17 protein-coding genes are annotated in these 19,324 nt (G+C 48.8%); 12 read left to right on the top strand and 5 right to left on the bottom strand.

Annotated features, from left to right (window positions below; genetic code table 11):
- The first annotated feature begins 185 nt into the window (after positions 1–185).
- The 3 genes from DW677_RS13075 (at position 186) to DW677_RS13065 (ending at position 3,928) form a co-directional block, all read left to right on the top strand.
- Positions 186–1,865 (top strand): LytS/YhcK type 5TM receptor domain-containing protein, encoded by a 1,680-nt coding sequence (locus tag DW677_RS13075; protein ID WP_181968360.1) that lies wholly within the window; start codon positions 186–188, stop codon positions 1,863–1,865.
- Between the two features lie 80 nt (positions 1,866–1,945).
- The gene (locus DW677_RS13070) at positions 1,946–2,668 is read left to right on the top strand and encodes a LytTR family DNA-binding domain-containing protein (RefSeq protein WP_117503217.1); all 723 of its coding nucleotides are present in this window, start codon (positions 1,946–1,948) and stop codon (positions 2,666–2,668) included.
- A gap of 183 nt (positions 2,669–2,851) precedes the next feature.
- Entirely contained in the window at positions 2,852–3,928 is a 1,077-nt protein-coding gene (locus DW677_RS13065; protein WP_117552709.1) for a DnaJ C-terminal domain-containing protein, read from the top strand.
- Between the two features lie 77 nt (positions 3,929–4,005).
- Here DW677_RS13065 and DW677_RS13060 read toward each other — a convergent pair whose 3' ends face one another.
- Entirely contained in the window at positions 4,006–4,887 is an 882-nt protein-coding gene (locus DW677_RS13060; RefSeq protein ID WP_015553733.1) for an Rpn family recombination-promoting nuclease/putative transposase, read from the bottom strand.
- Between the two features lie 266 nt (positions 4,888–5,153).
- Positions 5,154–6,179, bottom strand: coding sequence for a branched-chain amino acid aminotransferase (locus tag DW677_RS13055; RefSeq protein ID WP_117470335.1), 1,026 nt, complete (start codon positions 6,177–6,179; stop codon positions 5,154–5,156).
- Positions 6,180–6,572: 393 nt separating this feature from the next.
- Here DW677_RS13055 and DW677_RS13050 point away from each other — a divergent pair, with 393 nt between their 5' ends.
- A complete protein-coding gene (locus DW677_RS13050) occupies positions 6,573–7,847 on the top strand; it encodes an MFS transporter (RefSeq protein WP_165860037.1) in 1,275 nt (424 codons plus the stop codon).
- Here DW677_RS13050 and DW677_RS13045 read toward each other — a convergent pair.
- On the bottom strand, positions 7,783–8,700 hold the full coding sequence (locus tag DW677_RS13045; protein ID WP_117484392.1) for a LysR family transcriptional regulator: 918 nt from the start codon (positions 8,698–8,700) through the stop codon (positions 7,783–7,785). The genes DW677_RS13050 and DW677_RS13045 overlap by 65 nt on opposite strands.
- 216 nt (positions 8,701–8,916) lie before the next feature.
- Between DW677_RS13045 and DW677_RS13040 the strand changes: the two genes are divergently transcribed.
- From DW677_RS13040 to DW677_RS13025, 4 genes are all read left to right on the top strand, one after another.
- Positions 8,917–10,194: an L-serine ammonia-lyase, iron-sulfur-dependent, subunit alpha gene (locus DW677_RS13040; RefSeq protein ID WP_117484435.1), complete on the top strand. Its 1,278-nt coding sequence runs from the start codon at positions 8,917–8,919 to the stop codon at positions 10,192–10,194.
- Between the two features lie 260 nt (positions 10,195–10,454).
- Positions 10,455–11,399, top strand: coding sequence for a LysR family transcriptional regulator (locus DW677_RS13035; RefSeq protein ID WP_117470338.1), 945 nt, complete (start codon positions 10,455–10,457; stop codon positions 11,397–11,399).
- A gap of 106 nt (positions 11,400–11,505) precedes the next feature.
- Entirely contained in the window at positions 11,506–12,423 is a 918-nt protein-coding gene (glsA, locus tag DW677_RS13030) for a glutaminase A (RefSeq protein WP_015553728.1), read from the top strand.
- 239 nt (positions 12,424–12,662) lie between these two features.
- Entirely contained in the window at positions 12,663–14,081 is a 1,419-nt protein-coding gene (locus DW677_RS13025; RefSeq protein ID WP_117484389.1) for an alanine/glycine:cation symporter family protein, read from the top strand.
- A 166-nt stretch (positions 14,082–14,247) separates the two neighbouring features.
- On the opposite strand, the gene DW677_RS13020 is transcribed toward DW677_RS13025, so the two are convergent.
- Complete coding sequence (locus DW677_RS13020; protein WP_015553725.1) at positions 14,248–14,679, bottom strand: Rrf2 family transcriptional regulator; 432 nt, start codon at positions 14,677–14,679, stop codon at positions 14,248–14,250.
- Between the two features lie 233 nt (positions 14,680–14,912).
- Here DW677_RS13020 and cysK point away from each other — a divergent pair, with 233 nt between their 5' ends.
- Both cysK and rbr read left to right on the top strand, forming a co-directional pair.
- Positions 14,913–15,845: a cysteine synthase A gene (gene cysK, locus DW677_RS13015; RefSeq protein ID WP_015553724.1), complete on the top strand. Its 933-nt coding sequence runs from the start codon at positions 14,913–14,915 to the stop codon at positions 15,843–15,845.
- A 516-nt stretch (positions 15,846–16,361) separates the two neighbouring features.
- Complete coding sequence (gene rbr / locus DW677_RS13010) at positions 16,362–16,898, top strand: rubrerythrin (protein WP_015553723.1); 537 nt, start codon at positions 16,362–16,364, stop codon at positions 16,896–16,898.
- 237 nt (positions 16,899–17,135) lie between these two features.
- Here the strand turns inward: rbr and DW677_RS13005 are convergent, their stop codons facing one another.
- Positions 17,136–17,624, bottom strand: a complete 489-nt coding sequence (locus DW677_RS13005; RefSeq protein WP_347473194.1) for a transposase — start codon at positions 17,622–17,624, stop codon at positions 17,136–17,138.
- Between the two features lie 259 nt (positions 17,625–17,883).
- Here DW677_RS13005 and DW677_RS13000 point away from each other — a divergent pair, with 259 nt between their 5' ends.
- Together DW677_RS13000 and DW677_RS12995 are read left to right on the top strand one after the other, a co-directional pair.
- Positions 17,884–18,477 carry a hypothetical protein gene (locus tag DW677_RS13000; RefSeq protein ID WP_015553720.1) on the top strand — a complete coding sequence of 198 codons (594 nt, stop codon included), beginning with the start codon at positions 17,884–17,886 and terminating at the stop codon, positions 18,475–18,477.
- Positions 18,474–19,324 (top strand): nucleotidyl transferase AbiEii/AbiGii toxin family protein (locus tag DW677_RS12995; RefSeq protein ID WP_242990660.1); only part of this gene is annotated, 851 nt, incomplete at its 3' end. The genes DW677_RS13000 and DW677_RS12995, both read left to right, overlap by 4 nt.

The raw sequence follows: 19,324 nt of genomic DNA, 5'->3' as shown, positions 1-19,324 counted from the left end.
ACCGGTGAACACACAGGGACTGCTGCAGAAAATTTACTGCGGCGGTCCCTGTTTTTCTATATGTGTCTGTTAGAACACACCGGGTCAGGCGTCGGACAGTTGTGATCCATGCTGCGCGCAGATTGCAATAACCACTGCGGACAGATATAGAAAAACAGGGATCGTCAGAGACAGGAGGAAACAACATGCTGCTTGATGTTATTTACAGTATCTGCTTTAACATCTGCCTATTGGTAGTGCTCGCCTTCATGATGACGAAGATGGACTTTGTCCAGAGACTTCTATTAAATGAAGAGGGCGGAAGTGAGGAAGGAAGAGGAGAGAGCGTCTGGCAGAGGCTCTGGGAAAAGGTGCTTCTCGGTGTCCTGTCCGCCGGATTTCTGGGCGGTCCTGTCTCCGGCTTTATCACGACAGCGATTGCGGCGGCTCACCGGTATCTGATCTTCCCTGAGCGGATCTCCACGGTGGCCTGTGTGCTCTCCGCAATCATCCACGGGATCATCGGTTCCTTTATCGGCTGGAAGAAGAAGGAAAACCGCCAGTACTCGAATACATTTCTGCTTGGAGTCACGTTCATTTCCGAGATGATCCATATTGTTCTGATCCTGCTGCTCACCCGACCGTTTGATGCGGCCGTTGAGATCGTAAAGATCGTGATCGTTCCGATGGTGATCATCAATTCCGTCGGCATGGTGATCTTCTTTAATGTTTTTAAATCGATCTTCAACACGGAGGACTTGAAGGTTGCGTCCAAGGTCTCCCTCGCAATGAGAACCGCCGAGCGGTGTACCCCGTATCTTGGCTCTGTGGAGAAGGACCGGAAGACGGCGGGAAAGATCATCGACATTATTATGGAAGAGTACCACTGTCAGGGCGCGGCACTGATCGATGACATGAAATTTCTGGCAAGGAGCGGGGCATTTTCCAGTATCGTTCTCACAGAGAACAATTATCCGAGACTTTTATCTGCAACAAAGACCTTCAAGACAACGAGGATCAGCCGCGTGCCTTTACCGGAGGACGGATTTTATCCTCTTTATAAGGAGAATGTGATCATCTCCGCACCGATCCTCCTCGATGAGGGAAAGGTTCTGGCGCTTGTGATGCTGGTGAAGAAAAATGCCTATTCCTATCGGGCGGATATTGAATTTGTCACGGGACTGGCGAATCACTTCGCGATGCAGATCAAGCTCTCGGAGATGGAGAAACAGAAGGAAGAGCTGAGAAAAGCGGAGCTTCGGACCCTGCAGTCCCAGATCAATCCGCACTTCCTGTTCAATTCTTTAAATACGATCTCCTACTTCTGCCGGGAAAAGCCGGAGAAGGCGAGGGAGCTCTTGCTGGCACTGAGCTCCTATTTCCGCAGCATGCTGGAGGATACCGATTATATGGTAACTCTTGACACGGAACTTGAGCATGTAAAAGCCTATACGATGCTTGAGGAGGCGCGGTTTGAAAAACGTCTCTCGATCGAGATCAATGCGGATCCGGAGGCGCTGCGAAGCTGCGTGCCGAACCTGATCTTACAGCCCATCGTGGAGAATGCGGTCCATCACGGGGCAATGCAGAGGGAAAAAGGAGTCGGAAAGGTCATCGTAAACGTAAAACGGGAGGAACGGTCCACGAGGATCGACGTGATCGACAACGGACCGGGAATGGACTACCGGATCGTCCAGAGCCTGTACGGCGGGGAAAAAGTGGAACACACAGGAATCGGAATGATGAACGTGCAGCAGAGACTGATCTCCTTATACGGAAAGTCCTACGGACTCCAGATCGTGACAAGTGAAGAAGGGACGGACGTGCGGATGAACATTCCGGACAGCGCGGCTGGAAGCGCGCAGCAGGAGAAAACGCCAGGCTGACGATCTTCTGAAAGAACAGATGACAGCAGCCTGCTGTTTGGAACAGCGGCGTTTTTGACAGAACATGGGAGGCATGAGGTATGAGAATAGCAGTAGTTGACGATGAGCGCCCGGCAAGAAGCGAACTTAAATATCTGGTGGAACAGTGTGAGCCGGAGGCGGAGATCGCGGAGGCCGACGGAAGCGAAGAATTTCTTGCAATGCTGGAAAATGAGACCTTTGATGTGTGTTTTGTGGATATTAATCTGGGTGGAATGAACGGCACTACGCTGGCATCCATGATAAAGAGAAAGCAGCCGGACACGCTGATCATCTTTGCCACTGCGTTCCAGGAATACGCGGTAAAGGCCTTTGAGATCGGGGCGGTGGATTATCTCTTAAAACCCTTTGACTATGAGCGCGTCAAACGGGCGATGGAGCGGGTCCATGAACACATAAAGGAAAAGGCCGCCGGTCCCGGATATGAAATCGGGAAGATCATGGTGAACGTGGGCTCCAGCTTTCAGGTTGTTGACGTGGCGGATATCGTGTTCATCGAGACGGAAAAGCGTTCCTGCAAGATCCATATGAAGGACGGATCCTTCTATCTGCAGAACGAGTCATTGAACAATTATGAGACCCACCTGAAAAAGAGCCGGTTCTTCCGGATCCACAAGAGCTACCTGATCAATCTGGATTATGTGAAGGAGATGCAGGTGAGCTACAATAACGGATATTGTGTGAAGATGAAGTACTATGATGCTGAGGCATTGCCCATCGGTCGGACCCAGGTAAAGGAATTCCGGCAGATTTTTGAAAAGTAGGAATAATCAGAACAGTAAAGCAAATATTGAAAAATAAAGATCCCGCCAAAAGCCAGGACGTACAGATATTGTACAGAGGAAGGTTTCGGCGGGATCTTTAAATATCACAAAAAATTCACATACCTCCCTTGACATTGAATATTTGATATGTTACATTACATATAGAACAGTGAGGTGGTGAATATGTCATCGACAAAGAGAGATTATTATGATGTGCTGGGCATCTCGAGAGACGCGGATGCTGCGGCAATTAAACGTGCATATAGAAAATTGGCAAAGAAGTATCATCCGGACTCCAATCCTGGCGATAAGACGGCGGAGCAGATGTTTAAGGATGTAAATGAGGCTTACGACGTTTTGAGTGATCCAAAGAAGAAGAAGCTTTACGACCAGTTCGGACATGCTGCCTTTGATGAGACGGCAGGTTACGGACAGGGCGCCGGAGCAGGTGCCGGTGGTTTTGGCGGGTTCGGCGGCTTCGGAAACGGTGCCGGCGGAGCATACCGGTCTGGATCCTTCCGCTCCGGAGATGGAACATATCATGAATTCCATTTTGAGGGCGGTGACGGGGATGATATCTTCGGTGATCTGTTTGGAAATATGTTTGGCGGCAAAGGAAGAGCTGGCAGCGCTGGCTTTGGCGGTTCCGGCTTCCATGGCTTTGGCGGCGGAAATGGATTTTCCGGTTCTGGATTTTCTGACCGCGGCAACGACTTAAATGCGGAGGTCCAGATAACCTTCGATGAGGCCGTTCATGGCTGCGAAAAGACCATCACGATCCAGAACCCGAACCAGCCTGGCAGCAGACCGCAGACCCTGAAGGTAAAGATCCCGGCAGGCATCGAGACCGGAAAGAGCATCCGGCTTGCAGGTAAAGGAATGCCGGGAACCGGCGGTGGTGCCGCGGGCGACCTGCTTCTCAAGATCGCAGTCGGTGAGAAGCCGGGCTGGACGAGAAAGGGCATGGATGTCTACAGCGATGTGGAAGTTCCGTTCACCACGGCCGTCTTCGGCGGTGAGACTCTTGTCCACACGTTATATGGCGATGTGGTCTGCAAAATCAAAGCCGGAACCCGCTCCGGTACAAAGATCCGTCTCCGCGGCAAAGGTATCGTCTCCTTAAAAGACCCGTCACTCCACGGTGACCAGTACGCCGTCGTAAGAATACAGGTTCCGGATGACTTAAGTCCGGAGGCAAAGCAGAAGCTTAAGGAGTTTGAGGAGATCTGCAGGCGGGATGGAAGATTCCATGCGGCATAAATAAAGAAAAATTAAAGAGATCCGGGATCCCATCATGTATGGATGGTCTCCCGGATCTTTTTGATGAATATGGATAATTATTTCCCAAAAGAATCAATGTATTCTTTCGCAGTGATCTGATCCAGATCAAAATTTTTACATATTTGTTCCAGAATAGTATCATCGCTTAAATGGAATTCTCTTCCCATGCGAATCATTGCTAATATTCCTTTTTTCTGTCCAATTTCGATTCCCTTCTTCTCACCAATTTCAATTCCAGTAGATAAAATACTCATACGTGCGACCTCCCATTCTTCATTTTGCTTAACCTCAGCTACTATCGCATCGAGTGTTTTCAATCGTTCGTCCAATATCGTGATCTCCGGATTATCAAGCGTAGAATTCTTACAGTACTGAAGAAAACTCACAAGCTCATCCCGTCCATTCTTGCTGGTCATATTTAAAAATATTTTCTTAGTTCCATCTTCTAACTCCATCTCGGGAAACTCATGACACCGCTCAGTAAACGTATACATTGCGCGGTCTTTCCCGAAAATATCCTTCTGAGTGATAAATGTCACGATCGTTGAAGGCAGATGGCGGTATTTTGTTTTCCTTCCGGACTTCAGTATCGGACTGTCCAAAAGTCCCTGATAAAACCTTGATCGCTTTCGCACATCATCGATGTCTGAGTCATTCTGCATTTCCGTCGCAAAATGCCGGGAATCCTCAGATACCGCCCATGCATCCAGCCGGATGCCCCGTTCTCCTTTTGCGTTAAGTACAACTTCCTCCACATGAACCTGATTCAGCTTTAGATCAGGCTCCCCTAAAATAATACTCAGCACGCATTCATGTGCCTTTTTGCGCTTCATGACCGCCAGAAATAAGGCAAAATCACTGAGATTTACTTTCGAAGGATCAATGATATCCGCATACTCCGCCGGAATATCATAAGCATAATGATTCTGTTGTTTCATACCAGACCTTCCTTTCCTGAGATTAGGCAGGAAAGTGCTTCTTTCGACTCCCTGCCAGATGATTTTGGTGTTTTAGCAAAGAGTCTTCAGATGCCGAATCCGGCTTAGATGATATTAGATAATAGAATTCATTAGAAACCTTGCTTAAATGTATCTTAACATGGTGCTTTTGGAAAAGCAAGGGAGTCCGGTATAAAAGAATTATAAAGAAAAAAGAGCAGGACTCCCCCAAAGGAATCCTGCTCTGATACAATTCACACGGTTAATTATTTGATCACATGGATCCAGCCTTCCGGTGCCTCGATATGGCCCATCTGGATGCCTGTTAATGTGTCGTAGAGCTTCTGGATCACCGGACCCATCTTCTCCATTCCGCTCGGGAAGCAGATCTCGTTGCCGTGGTCTACGATCTTGCCGACCGGGGAGATAACAGCAGCGGTACCGCAGAGACCGCACTCAGCGAAATCTTTTACTTCTGTAAACGGAACCGGACGCTCCTCTGTCTTTAAGCCGAGGTAATGCTCAGCAACGTAGAGGATGGAGCGGCGTGTGATGGACGGAAGGATAGAGTCGGACTTCGGTGTTACGACTGTGCCGTCTTTTGTAACGAAGATGAAGTTTGCTCCGCCTGTCTCCTCAACATAGGTTCTTGTAGCAGCGTCGAGATACATGTTCTCATCATAGCCCTGTTTGTGAGCATCAACGATGGCATGTAAGCTCATTGCGTAGTTTAAGCCGGCCTTTACGTGGCCTGTTCCGTGAGGTGCTGCGCGGTCGAAGTCTGTGACACGGATTGTGATCGGCTTAGCGCCGCCCTTGAAGTACGGGCCGACCGGTGTACAGAAAGCACGGAACTGGTACTCGGATGCCGGTTTCACACCGATTACCGGGTTTGTACCGAACATATACGGACGGATGTAAAGAGTTGCGCCGGAACCGTACGGCGGAACGAAATCAGCGTTTGCCGCAACCAGCTTTGTGATCGCGTCAATGAAGCGCTCCTTCGGGAACTGCGGCATCTCAAGTCTTGCTGCAGAGTTCATCATACGCTCAGCGTTTAAGTCCGGGCGGAAGGTTACGATGTGGCCGTTCTCCGTTGTGTATGCCTTTAAGCCCTCGAAGCAGGTCTGTGCATACTGGAATACACATGCACACTCGTTTAAGGTGATCATATCATCAGTTGTAAGAGTTCCCTCATCCCAGGAACCATCTTTGAAGTTGGATACATATCTGTAATCAGTTTTGATGTAACCGAATCCGATATTGGACCAGTCGATCTCTTTCTTTGCCATTGGAAATTCCTCCATTCTGCCGTCTGACCGGCATTGTATTTTTTGCCGCCGGGGTCGGGCGGTAATGTCTTTTTACTGCGGTACTGTTTCGATGTAATGAACAGTTACCGTGTTTTCTATTATAAGTACTTAAGATTTATCCTGCAAGTTCTTTATGGCAAAAAGATGAAAAAAATATGGGAAAATGAGAGAAAAAATGCTACAATATAACCTTAAGGAATAAAGAATATTCCGCAGATTTATTCAGCATGCCCGCAGAGGCCAGGCGCCTGCCATAAGAGTGAGTGACGGAGATGGAACCGGGTGGATATGTGGCCGGAAGTTTTCGGGGCGGACAGCCGGATACCGGCGATATGCGGAAAAGAAAAAAGCTGGGGAAAGGCAGAAATAACAATGGAACAAAAGAAAAACAGACTGCACTATGCCTGGTTCATCCTTGCGGGCTGCTGCATCCTGCAGGGGGCGACTCTGGGACTCATCAACAACTGTGCCGGTGTCTTTTACTCCCCGATCTGCAAAGAGCTGGGATTTGAGCTGGGAAAACTTACGATGTACCGGATGCTCTACTGCATCAGTTCTGCTTTGGCGCTGCCATTTGTGGCGACAAGCTTTCGGAAACATGATGTGCGGATCGTGATCAGCATTGCAGCTGTCATATACGGAGGCTGCGCGGCCCTCATGGGTACCTTCCATGAACTGTGGCAGTGGCATTTGACAGGCATCATTCAGGGAATTGCCTCGTCCTTCGTCTGCATGATCCCGGCGCCGATCATTCTTGGAAACTGGTTTAAGAAAAAGACCGGAATGGCGGTGGGAATCTCCGCGGCGTTCTCCGGTCTCGTCGGCATGATCGGCAGCAGCTTTCTTGGAATGGCGATCCCGGCATTCGGATGGAGGGTGAGCTATGTGGCGGTTGGAATCGTCAGTACCGCGCTTGTCCTCCCGATCTCCCTGTTCATTCTCCGCTACAAGCCGGAAGAGATGGGACTTCTGCCTTACGGGGCAGAGGATGTGGAGCAAAGGGCAGTATCAGACGTATCAGCGCCTGCATCCGGGGAAAACGGGATTACGTTAAAAGAATTGCTGCGTCAGCCGGAATTTTATATTGCCGTGGGTGCATACTGGACCAGTGTGTCGTGCGCGTACCTGAATTCCTTCCTGACGCCCTGTGGGATCGCAGCCGGCCTGACGCTGCAGGCGGCGGCCATGATGACGAGTATATCCCTTCTCGGAAACATGTCCAGCAAGCTGATCCTCGGAAAGGTCAGCGACAGCCTTGGGATCATAAAGACCTTCGAATTTTCCATTGCGCTGGCGTTCTTTGGTCATGTGCTGCTGTTCCTGGGCTCCCCGAAGACTGTGATGGCGGGTTCCCTGTTCTTCGGTGTGACATTGCCGCTTTCCTCGGTCATGATGCCATTATTCTGCAGGATCTTCTGGAAGGGCGAGACATACAGCACGGCGTACGCCTACTCCACCATGGTGGGAACGCTTCTGGGAGCGCCCTTCAACATGTGGTTTGGAACCTTTTATGATATAACGGGAGATTACAGGCTGACCATCGGAGTGAGCGCGGCGATGCTTGTTATGTTAACCTTCCTTATCATTCTTGAGGGTGTTCGTCTGAACCGGGCGAAGTCCGGAAAGTCTCCTTCGCAAGCTCGATAAAGGCGTCCATCTCACCGGTGTGCCATTTGTCTTTGTGATAGAGGACCTGCCGGTAGAGTTCCATGTGAAAATCCTTTACCGGCAGGATCGAGAGGATGCCGGATTCCACTTCATGCCTTACGGCAAACTCCGGGAGAAATGAGATCCCGGCGTTCTGCTTCAACATATTGATAATGAATTCAGTGTTTCCTATTTCCAGGAAAGGCTTGATCTCCTTTCCGAGAGATGCCAGACACCGGTCAAGAACGAACCGGTAGCTGGCATTTTTTTCGGTCAGGAGGAACGGGTGGCTGATGACCGAGGCAAGGTCTGTGGGATCATTTTTTGCCAGCGTGTGGACGGAGGAAGAGACAAAGGAGATATTTTCCGGCGCTTCCAGAACTTTTATAAAACGCTTGTCGTCAATGGGCTGGTCGAGGAGATAGACCAAATCGATAGAGTTCTTGTTCATGCGGTCCAAAAGAACATCCGGGGAGTCCAGAACGATGCTCACGGAGACGTTCGGGTAAAGCTGATGGAATTTCTTTAAAAGATCCGGAAAGATGGACTCACAGATGGATTCAATGGTTCCGATAGTGAGGTCACCGGAGAGCTCTGTGGAGGCGGAGACCGCGTTTTTCGCGTCGGCGACGGTGCCAAGGATCGTCACGGCATAGCGGTAAAAGATCTCCCCGTGATGAGTCAGAACCGTCTTTTTTCCGAGACGGTCAAAGAGATGGATGCCGAGTTCCTCCTCTAACTGCTTGATCTGGACCGTGACGGCGGCCTGGGAATAACCTAACGCCTCGGCGGCTTTTGAAAAACTTTGCTTTTGCGCGATCTGTAGAAACGTGCGGATCTCTCGAAGTTCCATGGCGGATTCCTTTCTGCCCTATAAAAATTTATAAACGATCTGTTTAAAACGTTCAATTTTACTTTTAGCACTTCTTATGATACGCTAAGAATATAGAAATTGCAAGAAAATAGCAGGATAGAATGCGAATTTTCAGGATGTGAGACTCGGAGTCATGAATGGCAGGCGGAAAAAGTGATCCGATCGGCAGAAAAGAACGGAGAAAGGACGGATACAATGGAGAAAAGCGATATCAGATATCAGGCATATGTGAGTATTCTGGAAGAGGAACTGAAGCCGGCGATGGGATGTACGGAGCCGATCGCCATCGCTTACTGCGCGGCAGTCGCGAGGGAAGTGCTCGGCGGACTCCCGGAGAAGGTGAAGGTAGGAGCCAGCGGCAGCATGATCAAGAACGTAAAATCCGTGATCGTCCCGAATACGGATCATTTAAAGGGAATTCCGGCGGCGGCGGCGGCAGGAATCGTTGCAGGTGATCCGAAAAAGGAACTTGAGGTCATAGCGTCTGTCACAAAAGAGCAGATCACGGCGATGAAGGAATTCCTTCAGACGACCCCGGTGGAAGTGGAGCACATTGATAACGGAATCACCTTTGATATCATTGTGACACTGACACGCGGAACAGATACCAGCATGGTCCGCATCGCAAATTATCACACGAATGTGGTACATATTGAAAAGAACGGAGAAGTCATCAGGGATACTCCGGTGAATGGTGAGGAGGAGGAAGGTCTTACGGACCGCTCACTGCTCGATATGGAGCATATCTGGGACTTTATCCATACAGTGGATGTGAACGATATCAGAGAGGTTCTGGAGCGCCAGAAAACTTACAATATGGCAATCGCCAGAGAGGGAATGCGTGGGCAGTATGGATCCAACATCGGCGCACTTCTTCTCGATATGAACGGAAATGATGTCCGTACACGGGCGAGAGCCATGGCGGCAGCCGGATCCGACGCACGAATGAACGGATGTGAGCTTCCGGTTATCATCAACTCCGGCAGTGGAAATCAGGGAATCACGGCTTCTGTTCCGGTCATCGTATACGCAACGGAGCTGGGAGTCGATGAAGATACCATGTACCGGGCGATGGCACTCTCAGATCTCACGACGATCCACCAGAAGACGCCCATCGGAAGACTTTCCGCCTACTGCGGTGCAGTCAGCGCGGGTGCGGGGTCCGGAGCGGGGATCGCGTATCTCTCCGGAGCGTCCTATGATGAGGTGGTCCACACCGTGATCAATGCGGTAGCCATTATCTCCGGTATGGTCTGTGACGGCGCGAAAGCGTCCTGCGCGGCAAAGATCGCTGAGGCGGTGGACGCGGGGATCATCGGCTACTATATGGCAAAGCGTGGTCAGAACTTTGATGACGGTGACGGAATCGTGACGGCCGGGATCGAGGCGACGATCCGCAACGTGGGACGTCTCGCAAAAGAGGGAATGAAGGAGACGAATGATGAGATCATCAGCATTATGATCGGGAGCTGAGGTCTGTCATCCCGTGTGAATTAAGATATGAAAGTATGGTTTCGGAGTGTTGTCCAGGTGACGGCACTCCGCTTTTGATGTATAAGGTTTTTTCTGTGAGAAATAACCTTAGTTTGATAAAGAATAACAAAGAAGTGGAAAGATATGGCAAAAAATGATACATTATATACAAGAAAAGCCGCGGGAATGTGCGGCTTTCAGAAATTCTTTTCAGCAGTGATGCGTGGGAAGAGAGATAGAAAAATGAGGGAGGGAAGAACATGAGCTATGATATCAATCTGAAACATCTGGAATACTTCATCAAGGTGGCGAGACTTGGTTCCATCAACAAGGCGGCCCAGATGCTCTATGTTTCCCAATCCCATCTTGGAAAGATCATTCATGACCTGGAGGAGACCGTTGGAGCGCCGCTCTTAAACAGGAGCCGTCAGGGCGTGACGCTGACTCCCGAAGGAAATGAGTTTTTGGAGCGGTCGGTGCGGATCTTAAAGGAAATGGAAGAAATGCACCTGCGGCCTTTAAAAGAGATGGAGAAGACAGAGCCCCTGGCGGTGTCCATGACAAAGTTCTCCCATGTGATGGAGAGTTTTATCACTATCGTGAGACGTTACCAGGATCAGCCGGAATTCACCCACCGCCTGTATGAGGGGCAGTTGGAGGATGTCATCGAGGATGTGGTCTCCGGGCGGGCCGACATCGGAATTTTCCATTTCGACAGCCAGAGACATGAGGAGATCCAGGTGATGGCGGCGGCAAAAGGTCTTACATATCGGTTCCTCTCCTATGTGGAACCGCAGATCGTGATCTCAAAGGATCATCCGCTCGTCCGGGAGAAGAAGCCGATGACGAGGGAGAATCTTGCGAATTACGGATTTATCCGCTATATGGGGCTGTATGACGATATTCTCTCCAATATCCTCGGACCAAATGAGGATGGGGGAAGTACGGGAAAGAAGAAGGAGATTTATGTGACAGGGCGTGCGACGCTCATGAACCTGATCTCACAGACGGATTTTTACAGCATCGGAATCCATGACTTCGACAAGCAGCTGTCGGATTTCCGGGCAGTTTCCGTGCCGATTCCGGGGTGCGAGGTGAAGCTGGAATTCGGGTATGTGACACTTGCGGATGTGCCGATCTCCGGGATCGGGGAAGAGTTTTTGAAGGAAGTAAGAGAGCGGCTTGAGAGGGGACAGGACGTTTAAAATAAGAAAAAAGCACGGAAAATGTGCTGACAGGAGTTTCCTGCGAAGTATGGAAAGTGCGGCAGCAGGAGTGAAAGGTCATATAGGAAAGGAGTAAACAAAAGTTATGTTTCAGGATCTGATCAATGAGGCGCTGGAAACGGGACGCCCATACATCAAAGAGGGGGAGGTTGCGACGTACATTCCGGAGCTTGGAAGAGCGGACAAGAATAAGCTCGGAATCAGCATCTTCTGCCGGGATGGAAGCCGGTTCTCCTGCGGGGACACGAAGGATCGGTTCAGCATCCAGAGTATTTCGAAGGTTATCAGCCTTGCGGTAGCCCTTGAGGTCTGCGGGTTTGACATGGTGTTTGAGAATGTGGGGATGGAACCGTCGGGGGACGCCTTCAACTCCCTGATCAAGCTTGAGGGATCTAACAGCCATCCATACAATCCGATGATCAATTCTGGAGCAATCGCAGTGGCGAGCTTTATTGAGCCGAAGGTATCGTTTGAGGAGATGCTGAAGCTGGCGAGATGTTTCTGTCAGGATGACGGGATCGTTCTGGATGAGAAAGTCTACGGTTCAGAGATGTCAACGGTGGCGAGAAACCGCGCCATCGCCTATCTTTTAGAGAGCAAGGGCGTGATCAATGGAAATGTGGAGGAAGCGCTGGATTTCTATGTGAAAATGTGCTCGCTGAGCGTCACGGCGGAAAGCCTTGCGGGATTGGGACTTCTGCTCGCGAATGACGGAGTGGATCCATCCGGAAAGCGGCTGCTGAATTCCGATACCGTGAGAGTCGTGAAGACGATCATGCTGACCTGCGGCATGTATGACGGGTCCGGGGAATTTGCGGTCCGCGTGGGGATCCCGTCGAAGAGCGGTGTCGGCGGCGGGCTGCTCTCTGTTGTTGACGGAAAGATGGGGATCGGAATCTATGGTCCGTCCCTGGACGCAAAGGGAAACAGCATTGCTGGGAGAAAAATCCTGCAGTTCCTTTCCTCACAGATGAAATTGCATATTTTTGCGAAGAAGGACTGAGCAGTTTTTTGATGAAGGGTAACAGTTCATCAGGTTACGATGAAAGTATGAAAGTGATACGGGAACCCAGAGGAAAAAGGGCAGACGGAAACTTTCTTCTTTAGAAAAAAAATTAGGAAGGGGAGGTATAATGAAATAAGCGGTCATAGCAAAATTTTCTGGAAAAATGATTGTAAATACGGGTAACTTACAGTAAAATTTTGGGGTAACAAAAAAAGAAAAAAGAGGGGTAACAACACATGTACGATTTGTATGGGGCACTGATCGGGAATCTCAGTAATTATCTTTACACATACATCCTGATCATTTTACTTGTTGCAGGCGGAATCTACTTTACGGTCCGCACAAAGTTTGTTCAGTTCCGCTATTTAAAGGAATCTTTGCGGGTCGTTCTCGCACCGAGTGAGGATGACAAGGCGATCTCGTCTTTTCAGGCACTCATGGTTTCGACGGCATCCCGTGTGGGAACCGGAAACATCGCAGGCGTATCCACAGCAATCTGTCTCGGCGGTCTCGGATCATTATTCTGGATGTGGCTTACAGCGCTTCTGGGAATGTCTACTGCTTTCGTGGAGGGAACTCTGGCTCAGATCTACAAGCGCCGTTCCGATGACGGCGGCTGCTACGGCGGTCCGTCCTACTACATCGATCAGGCAACTGGAAAACACTGGCTCGGAATCCTGTTTGCAGTGTTCATGATCCTGACCTACATGGTCGGCTTCAATCTGGTTGCATCCTTCAATATCGCAGATGCATTCCGTGTCATTCCGGCATACTCCCAGAATGAAAACCTTGCAAAATGGATCATCGGCGGCGTGCTTGCAGTGTTATTCTTCGTCTGCATCAGCGGCGGTGGAAAACAGATCGCAGGGATCACGGAAAAGATCGTTCCGTTCATGGGATTCTTCTACATTGCGGTTGCTGTGTTCGTGATCGTGACCCATATCACACTTCTCCCAGGAGTGTTCGCAGAGATCTTCCGCAACGCGTTTGATGTGAAAGCAATTTTCGGCGGATTTACGGGGTCTGCGGTCATGCTTGGTATCAAGAGAGGTCTTTTCTCTAACGAAGCCGGTGTCGGCGCTGCTGCGTGTGCGGCTGGTTCCGCGGGTGTTTCCCATCCGGTAAAGCAGGGACTTGTTCAGGTGCTTTCTGTATTCCTTGATACCTGTATGATCTGTACAGCGACTGCGATGCTGCTGCTCTGCTCCGGTGTGGAGCCGGATGCGGATATGGCCGGAATGGCCTATGTGCAGGCGGCTATGAACAGCACACTCGGCAAGTTTGGTGTTGTGTTTATTACAGTTTCCCTGTTCCTGTTTGCATTTACGACTCTGCTTGGAAACTTCTATTATGCGGAGACAGGGCTTGCGTATCTTTGCGGCATGACTCCATCTAATGGGGCAAAGTGGTGCATGAGGATCGTTGCTGCGGTGGTTGTGTGCGTCGGCGCTACGATGAAGCTTGGTATTGTCTGGGATACAGCGGATGTGCTGATGGGCTTCATGGCGCTGATCAATGTGCCGGTGATCGTTATTCTCCTGAAGCCGGTCCTGCGGTGTCTTGAGGATTATACAGAGCAGAAAAAGGCCGGAAAGAATCCGGTGTTTAAGGCGGAGCATATTGGACTGAAGGAGAAGGTGGACTTCTGGAATTAGGGACGATATTTCCGGGAATGGAATTGGATATGGAAATGGATGAAGGGCAGCCGCAAGGCTGTCCTTTGTTTTTGGGACGGGAGCGGCGATTTTGGAGAGAGTACGCTGCCGGTCTGAGCCTGGAGGCAGACCGGCAGCTGGTCGTGGCTGTGCGAAGGAAAAGTTCTTATATTACATAGTCATCCCCGGGCTGACCATTCTGCACGAGGTCGGCGATGGTGACGCCGTCCAAGTATTCGTTGACGACTTTGTCGAGACCCTGCCAGAGAGGGAGAGTTTTACAGCTTCCCATTCTGGGACAGTCGGTGCTGCCGGGCTCTAAGCAGGCTACCGGAGCCATGGAGTTTTCAGTGAGGCGAAGAATGCTGCCGACTGTGTACTGTTCCGGTGCTTTTGTGAGGCGATATCCGCCGCCTTTACCGCGGACCCCCTCTAAGAGTTTTGCCTTTACGAGGATTTTGATGATGCCCTCGAGGTATTTTTCAGAGATTTCCTGTCTCGCTGCTGTATCTTTTAATGGAATATAGCCGTCTGTCTGGTGCTCCGCAAGATCGATCAGGACGCGGAGAGCGTAGCGGCCTTTTGTTGAAACCATCATAATCTGTATCCTCCCATGCTGCTGCGTGTTGCTGAATATTTTTGATCGTAATGTAAGTTTAACATTATTCCTATTATAATACAAGGTTTAAGGGAAATAAAGACAGTGAAAAGGATAAAGGTGTTGTGATATATGATAGAAATTTTCTAACATGATATCCGGAATGAGACTTGACAAACAGATGATATCGCCATATAATCCTATTAACATATATTAAAGGTGGGTAATAACTTATGGCAAACATATATACATCCGCAGACCAGCTGATCGGAAAGACTCCGCTCTTAGAGCTTACACAGATTGAAAAATCCGAGGGACTTAACGCGAAGATCCTTGCGAAGCTGGAATATTTCAATCCGGCCGGATCGGTAAAGGACAGGATCGCGAAGGCGATGATCGATGACGCTGAGGCGAAGGGAATCTTAAAGACTGGTTCTACGATCATCGAGCCGACTTCCGGAAACACAGGAATCGGTCTTGCGTCGGTTGCGGCTGCCCGCGGTTACCGGATCATTATCGTTATGCCTGAGACCATGAGTGTGGAGAGGCGCCAGCTTATGAAAGCCTACGGCGCGGAGCTTGTGCTCACTGAGGGCGCAAAGGGAATGAAGGGCGCGATCGCAAAGGCGGAGGAGCTCGCAGAGGAGATTCCGGGAAGCTTTATTCCGGGACAGTTTGTAAACCCGGCGAATCCGGAAGTTCATGAGAGAACAACCGGGCCGGAGATCTGGGAAGATACGGACGGCAAGGTTGATATTTTTGTCGCTGGTGTCGGCACCGGCGGAACCATCACCGGAACCGGAAGATATTTAAAGAAGCAGAATCCGGACGTGAAGGTCGTTGCGGTGGAACCGGCAAGCTCCCCGGTACTGAGCCAGGGCAAGGCAGGCTCCCACAAGATCCAGGGAATCGGAGCCGGATTTGTTCCGGATGTTCTCGACACAAAGGTTTATGATGAGATCATCGCTGTGGAGAATGATGACGCGTTCGCGGCAGGAAAGTTAGTTGGAAAGAAGGAAGGAGTCCTCGTGGGAATTTCCTCCGGTGCGGCGATCTGGGCAGCGATCGAACTTGCGAAGAGACCGGAAAACGCAGGAAAGACGATCGTGGCACTGCTTCCGGATACCGGCGACAGATACCTTTCCACACCGTTATTCGCGGACTAAGGGAAGAAAAAACAGATAAAAATATATGAGAAAGACTGCGGGTTCATATCGGTTGATATGTGGATCAGCAGTCTTTTTATGCAGCAGGAAATGCCGGGGAATTCCCTGCTACATAAAAGGAATTAACGTGCTAAAGATGCTCACTTGCGCGAAGATGTAGATTGCCGCACGCGACCGCGCGAGGCGCAAGAATGTGCCAGGCACATTCTTTTTCTACAATGGAAGCTCCAAATGTGCCGGGCGTATTTTTGGCGTTTTTGACAGAAGGTCGTGAAAAACTGTTTGGAGCAAAAGTAAATAAATCCTGCAAAACAATAATAATTACTATTATTGACATTTAAAACAAAGTATGTTAGAATACAACCATAAACAAGACGATACGCAACAGACAAGACGATATACAACAAAAAAGACGACCGTCAGACAGAAACGGTAAATTACAGGAACAGAAAGAATCATTTTGCAAAAAGAAGGGAAAACAATAAGAAAACAAGAATCAGAAAGGAGTTCAACACTATGAGCAGATACGCAGGAACAAAAACAGAAAAGAACCTCGAGGCAGCATTCTCCGGTGAATCCCAGGCGAGAAACAAATATACCTACTTTGCATCCGTAGCAAAGAAGGAGGGATACGAGCAGATCGCGGCTTTATTCTTAAAGACAGCTGACAACGAGAAAGAGCACGCGAAGATGTGGTTCAAGGAGTTAGATGGAATCAGCGATACCGCTGCGAATCTTGCAGCCGCTGCAGCCGGTGAAAACTACGAGTGGACCGATATGTACGAGGATTTTGCGAAGACCGCCGATGAGGAAGGTTTCCATGCTCTCGCAGCAAAATTCCGTATGGTAGGCGAGATCGAGAAGCACCATGAGGAGCGCTACCGTGCCCTTCTTAAAAATGTGGAGACAGCTTCTGTATTCGAAAAGAGTGAAGTAAAGGTATGGGAGTGCCGCAACTGTGGGCATATCGTGATCGGAACAAAGGCACCGCAGGTATGTCCGGTCTGCAGCCATCCGCAGAGCTACTTTGAAGTTCGCGAAGAAAATTATTAAGTCATATGCTTACGTTATGGCACTGTTCTATTTCATTGCCTGCTGAATGAAAAGCATCGAAAAGAAGGGGCTGTCGCATTAGCAAATATTTTTTGCTGGGCGGCAGCCCTGCTTTATGCCCAAATGGCATCGAAATCGGTCACGTTTTCGATGCCATTCTTTATAAACGCAGTTCATTCCCAGGCATCCCTTTCGGCATGCCTTATTTCAGGCTGTTTTGTTTTCAACTATCAAAATCTATGCCCTTTTTAATGGAAAAAGATAACTTCCCGTTCTTCCGGTCTGAATCTTGCAATGGAGCTTATTGATATTTCGTCCCATCGCCAGAAGGATGCTCTCTGCCAGTGCATTTGCCTTTCCACGATACAGATATCTTCGAAAATTCATGTCCTCTTTTACGTCAGCAAAAGAACCTTCTGCCTGAATACTGCGATTCATACGGAGCATCGTTCCATACTCACTTGTGATCCGTTCCAGATCTTCTGCACGTTTTTGACTCATCGTCTTCGAGACCATCAGCACTTTATTACGTTTTTCCATAGGTGTTTTGCAGTTGTTTCCCTTGATACATTCCGTTTTATAAGGACAGCCGGTACAGTCTGGACTTCTGTAATAAGTTTTTACACTGACATATCCGCTGGCTGTTTTACTTCTGCGTTCATTTGTAACAGTCAGTTCCCTTCCATTCCGACAGATATAGCTGTCTCTGTCTGCGTGATACTCCATGTTTTCTCTTCTGCTGATGTCTTTTTTGTATTTTCGGGTTTTCGAAATCTCATAGTTCTGCGGCTTTATATAGGCGGTCTGTCCGTTTCCCTCTGTTGTTGTTCGATTTTTGGTGTATGGTAAATGTCTTGCTTTAGATTGTCGTTTACTTCAGTCGTAATTTAATTGTAAATATTTTTTGAATGTTTCCAACAAGATATTGACTTTAATCGTAATTATGAGCATAATGTTATTGAGTTATTATAACCGAGGTGAGTGTATGGATTACATGACTGAACTCACCGCTATTGCAAAAACGCATGGCGGAATTATTGAAACGAAAATAGCAGCGCAACGCGGCATCTCCAAGGCGATGCTTTATAAGTTGTGCAAAGAAGATAAAATCCATCGTATTGTAAAAGGCCAGTACATTCTTCCCGATGATATGCAGGATGAATTATTGGCAATCAGTAACCGTTCAGAAAGAATCATTTTTTCTCACGAAACAGCTCTTTACCTTCACGGAATTTCTGACCGTACTCCATTTGAGCATACGGTTACTGCACCGTCTGGTTGTATTCCTTCTGCGGCAATTAAATCTGAATGCAAAGTGTATTATATCAAGCCTGAATTGTTTGAACTTGGCAAAACAACGCTGAGAACACCTGCTGGAAATGATGTTCCTGCATACGATCTTGAACGCACCATTTGTGATGTAATTCGCAGCCGCAACAAATTGGGAACTGAAACATTTTTAGCGGCACTTAAAATGTACGCCGCAAGCCCGAAGAAAAACCTAAACCAACTGAATACATATGCAAAACAGATGCGTGTTGAAAAAGTGTTGCGTCAATATTTGGAGGTGCTTCTGTGAGTAAAGCAATGAGTTTGAAGGCGAAAATTCGCAATATCGCAAAACAGAAGAATATCCCTGCACAGGTCATTCTGCAGAACTATATGTTTGAGCGTCTGCTTGTCCGCCTTTCCGCTTCCGAATACAAAGAGAAGTTTGTATTAAAGGGCGGTATGTTGGTAGCCGCCATTGTCGGACTCGACAACCGCGCAACCATGGATATGGACACTACTCTTAAAAATCTGCCCCTTACACCGGAAGCAATTCGCAGTGCGTTGGAAGATGTTTGTGACATCGCATTCGATGACGGCGTTGTATTCGAGATTGGCACAATTTCGCCCATCCGTGAAGATGATATTTACGGCGGATACCGTGTCATGCTGAACGCCAAGTTTGATACTCTGCTGACTCCACTTAGCATTGATGTGTCCACCGGTGATGCTATTACACCCCATGCGGTGCAGTACAACTTCTCTGAAATTTTCGATGATGAGAAATCTTATGAGCTGTGGGCATACAACATTGAAACCGTCATGGCCGAAAAGGTTGAAACTATTTTACGCCGTGGCGTGTTCAATACTCGTCCCAGAGATTTTTACGATACCTATATACTGACCACAACGCAGAAATTCGATAATGCGGTATTTGCTGATGCGTTAAGTGCAACTGCCAAGCATCGTGGCACTACAGAACAGATTGCAGATGTTCCTTCTATTCTTTACAACATCGAAGAAAGCCCGGAACTCAAAACAATGTGGGACAAGTATCGCAAGCAGTTTTCTTATGCGAAAGATATTACTTACGAACAAATTATGGATTCCATAAAGACTTTGCTCAAACCTGAATTATTCACGGAGCAATTTCTAAC

Source organism: Clostridium sp. AM25-23AC (genome assembly GCF_003435125.1).
In the GTDB taxonomy this organism is placed as follows: Bacteria; Bacillota; Clostridia; order Lachnospirales; family Lachnospiraceae; genus Pilosibacter; species Pilosibacter fragilis.
The sequence above is the reverse complement of the archived record's forward strand: the minus strand, read 5'-3'. Positions and strand labels throughout refer to the sequence as shown.

Coding starts and splice junctions, on each gene's coding strand:
- DW677_RS13025 (WP_117484389.1), top strand. CDS start 12,663: ATGTACGATTTGTATGGGGCACTGATCGGGAATCTCAGTAATTATCTT.
- DW677_RS13075 (WP_181968360.1), top strand. CDS start 186: ATGCTGCTTGATGTTATTTACAGTATCTGCTTTAACATCTGCCTATTG.
- DW677_RS13035 (WP_117470338.1), top strand. CDS start 10,455: ATGAGCTATGATATCAATCTGAAACATCTGGAATACTTCATCAAGGTG.
- DW677_RS13065 (WP_117552709.1), top strand. CDS start 2,852: ATGTCATCGACAAAGAGAGATTATTATGATGTGCTGGGCATCTCGAGA.
- DW677_RS13060 (WP_015553733.1), bottom strand. CDS start 4,887: ATGAAACAACAGAATCATTATGCTTATGATATTCCGGCGGAGTATGCG.
- DW677_RS13040 (WP_117484435.1), top strand. CDS start 8,917: ATGGAGAAAAGCGATATCAGATATCAGGCATATGTGAGTATTCTGGAA.
- glsA (WP_015553728.1), top strand. CDS start 11,506: ATGTTTCAGGATCTGATCAATGAGGCGCTGGAAACGGGACGCCCATAC.
- rbr (WP_015553723.1), top strand. CDS start 16,362: ATGAGCAGATACGCAGGAACAAAAACAGAAAAGAACCTCGAGGCAGCA.
- DW677_RS13070 (WP_117503217.1), top strand. CDS start 1,946: ATGAGAATAGCAGTAGTTGACGATGAGCGCCCGGCAAGAAGCGAACTT.
- DW677_RS13000 (WP_015553720.1), top strand. CDS start 17,884: ATGGATTACATGACTGAACTCACCGCTATTGCAAAAACGCATGGCGGA.
- DW677_RS13020 (WP_015553725.1), bottom strand. CDS start 14,679: ATGATGGTTTCAACAAAAGGCCGCTACGCTCTCCGCGTCCTGATCGAT.
- DW677_RS13005 (WP_347473194.1), bottom strand. CDS start 17,624: ATGGAGTATCACGCAGACAGAGACAGCTATATCTGTCGGAATGGAAGG.
- cysK (WP_015553724.1), top strand. CDS start 14,913: ATGGCAAACATATATACATCCGCAGACCAGCTGATCGGAAAGACTCCG.
- DW677_RS13055 (WP_117470335.1), bottom strand. CDS start 6,179: ATGGCAAAGAAAGAGATCGACTGGTCCAATATCGGATTCGGTTACATC.
- DW677_RS13050 (WP_165860037.1), top strand. CDS start 6,573: ATGGAACAAAAGAAAAACAGACTGCACTATGCCTGGTTCATCCTTGCG.
- DW677_RS13045 (WP_117484392.1), bottom strand. CDS start 8,700: ATGGAACTTCGAGAGATCCGCACGTTTCTACAGATCGCGCAAAAGCAA.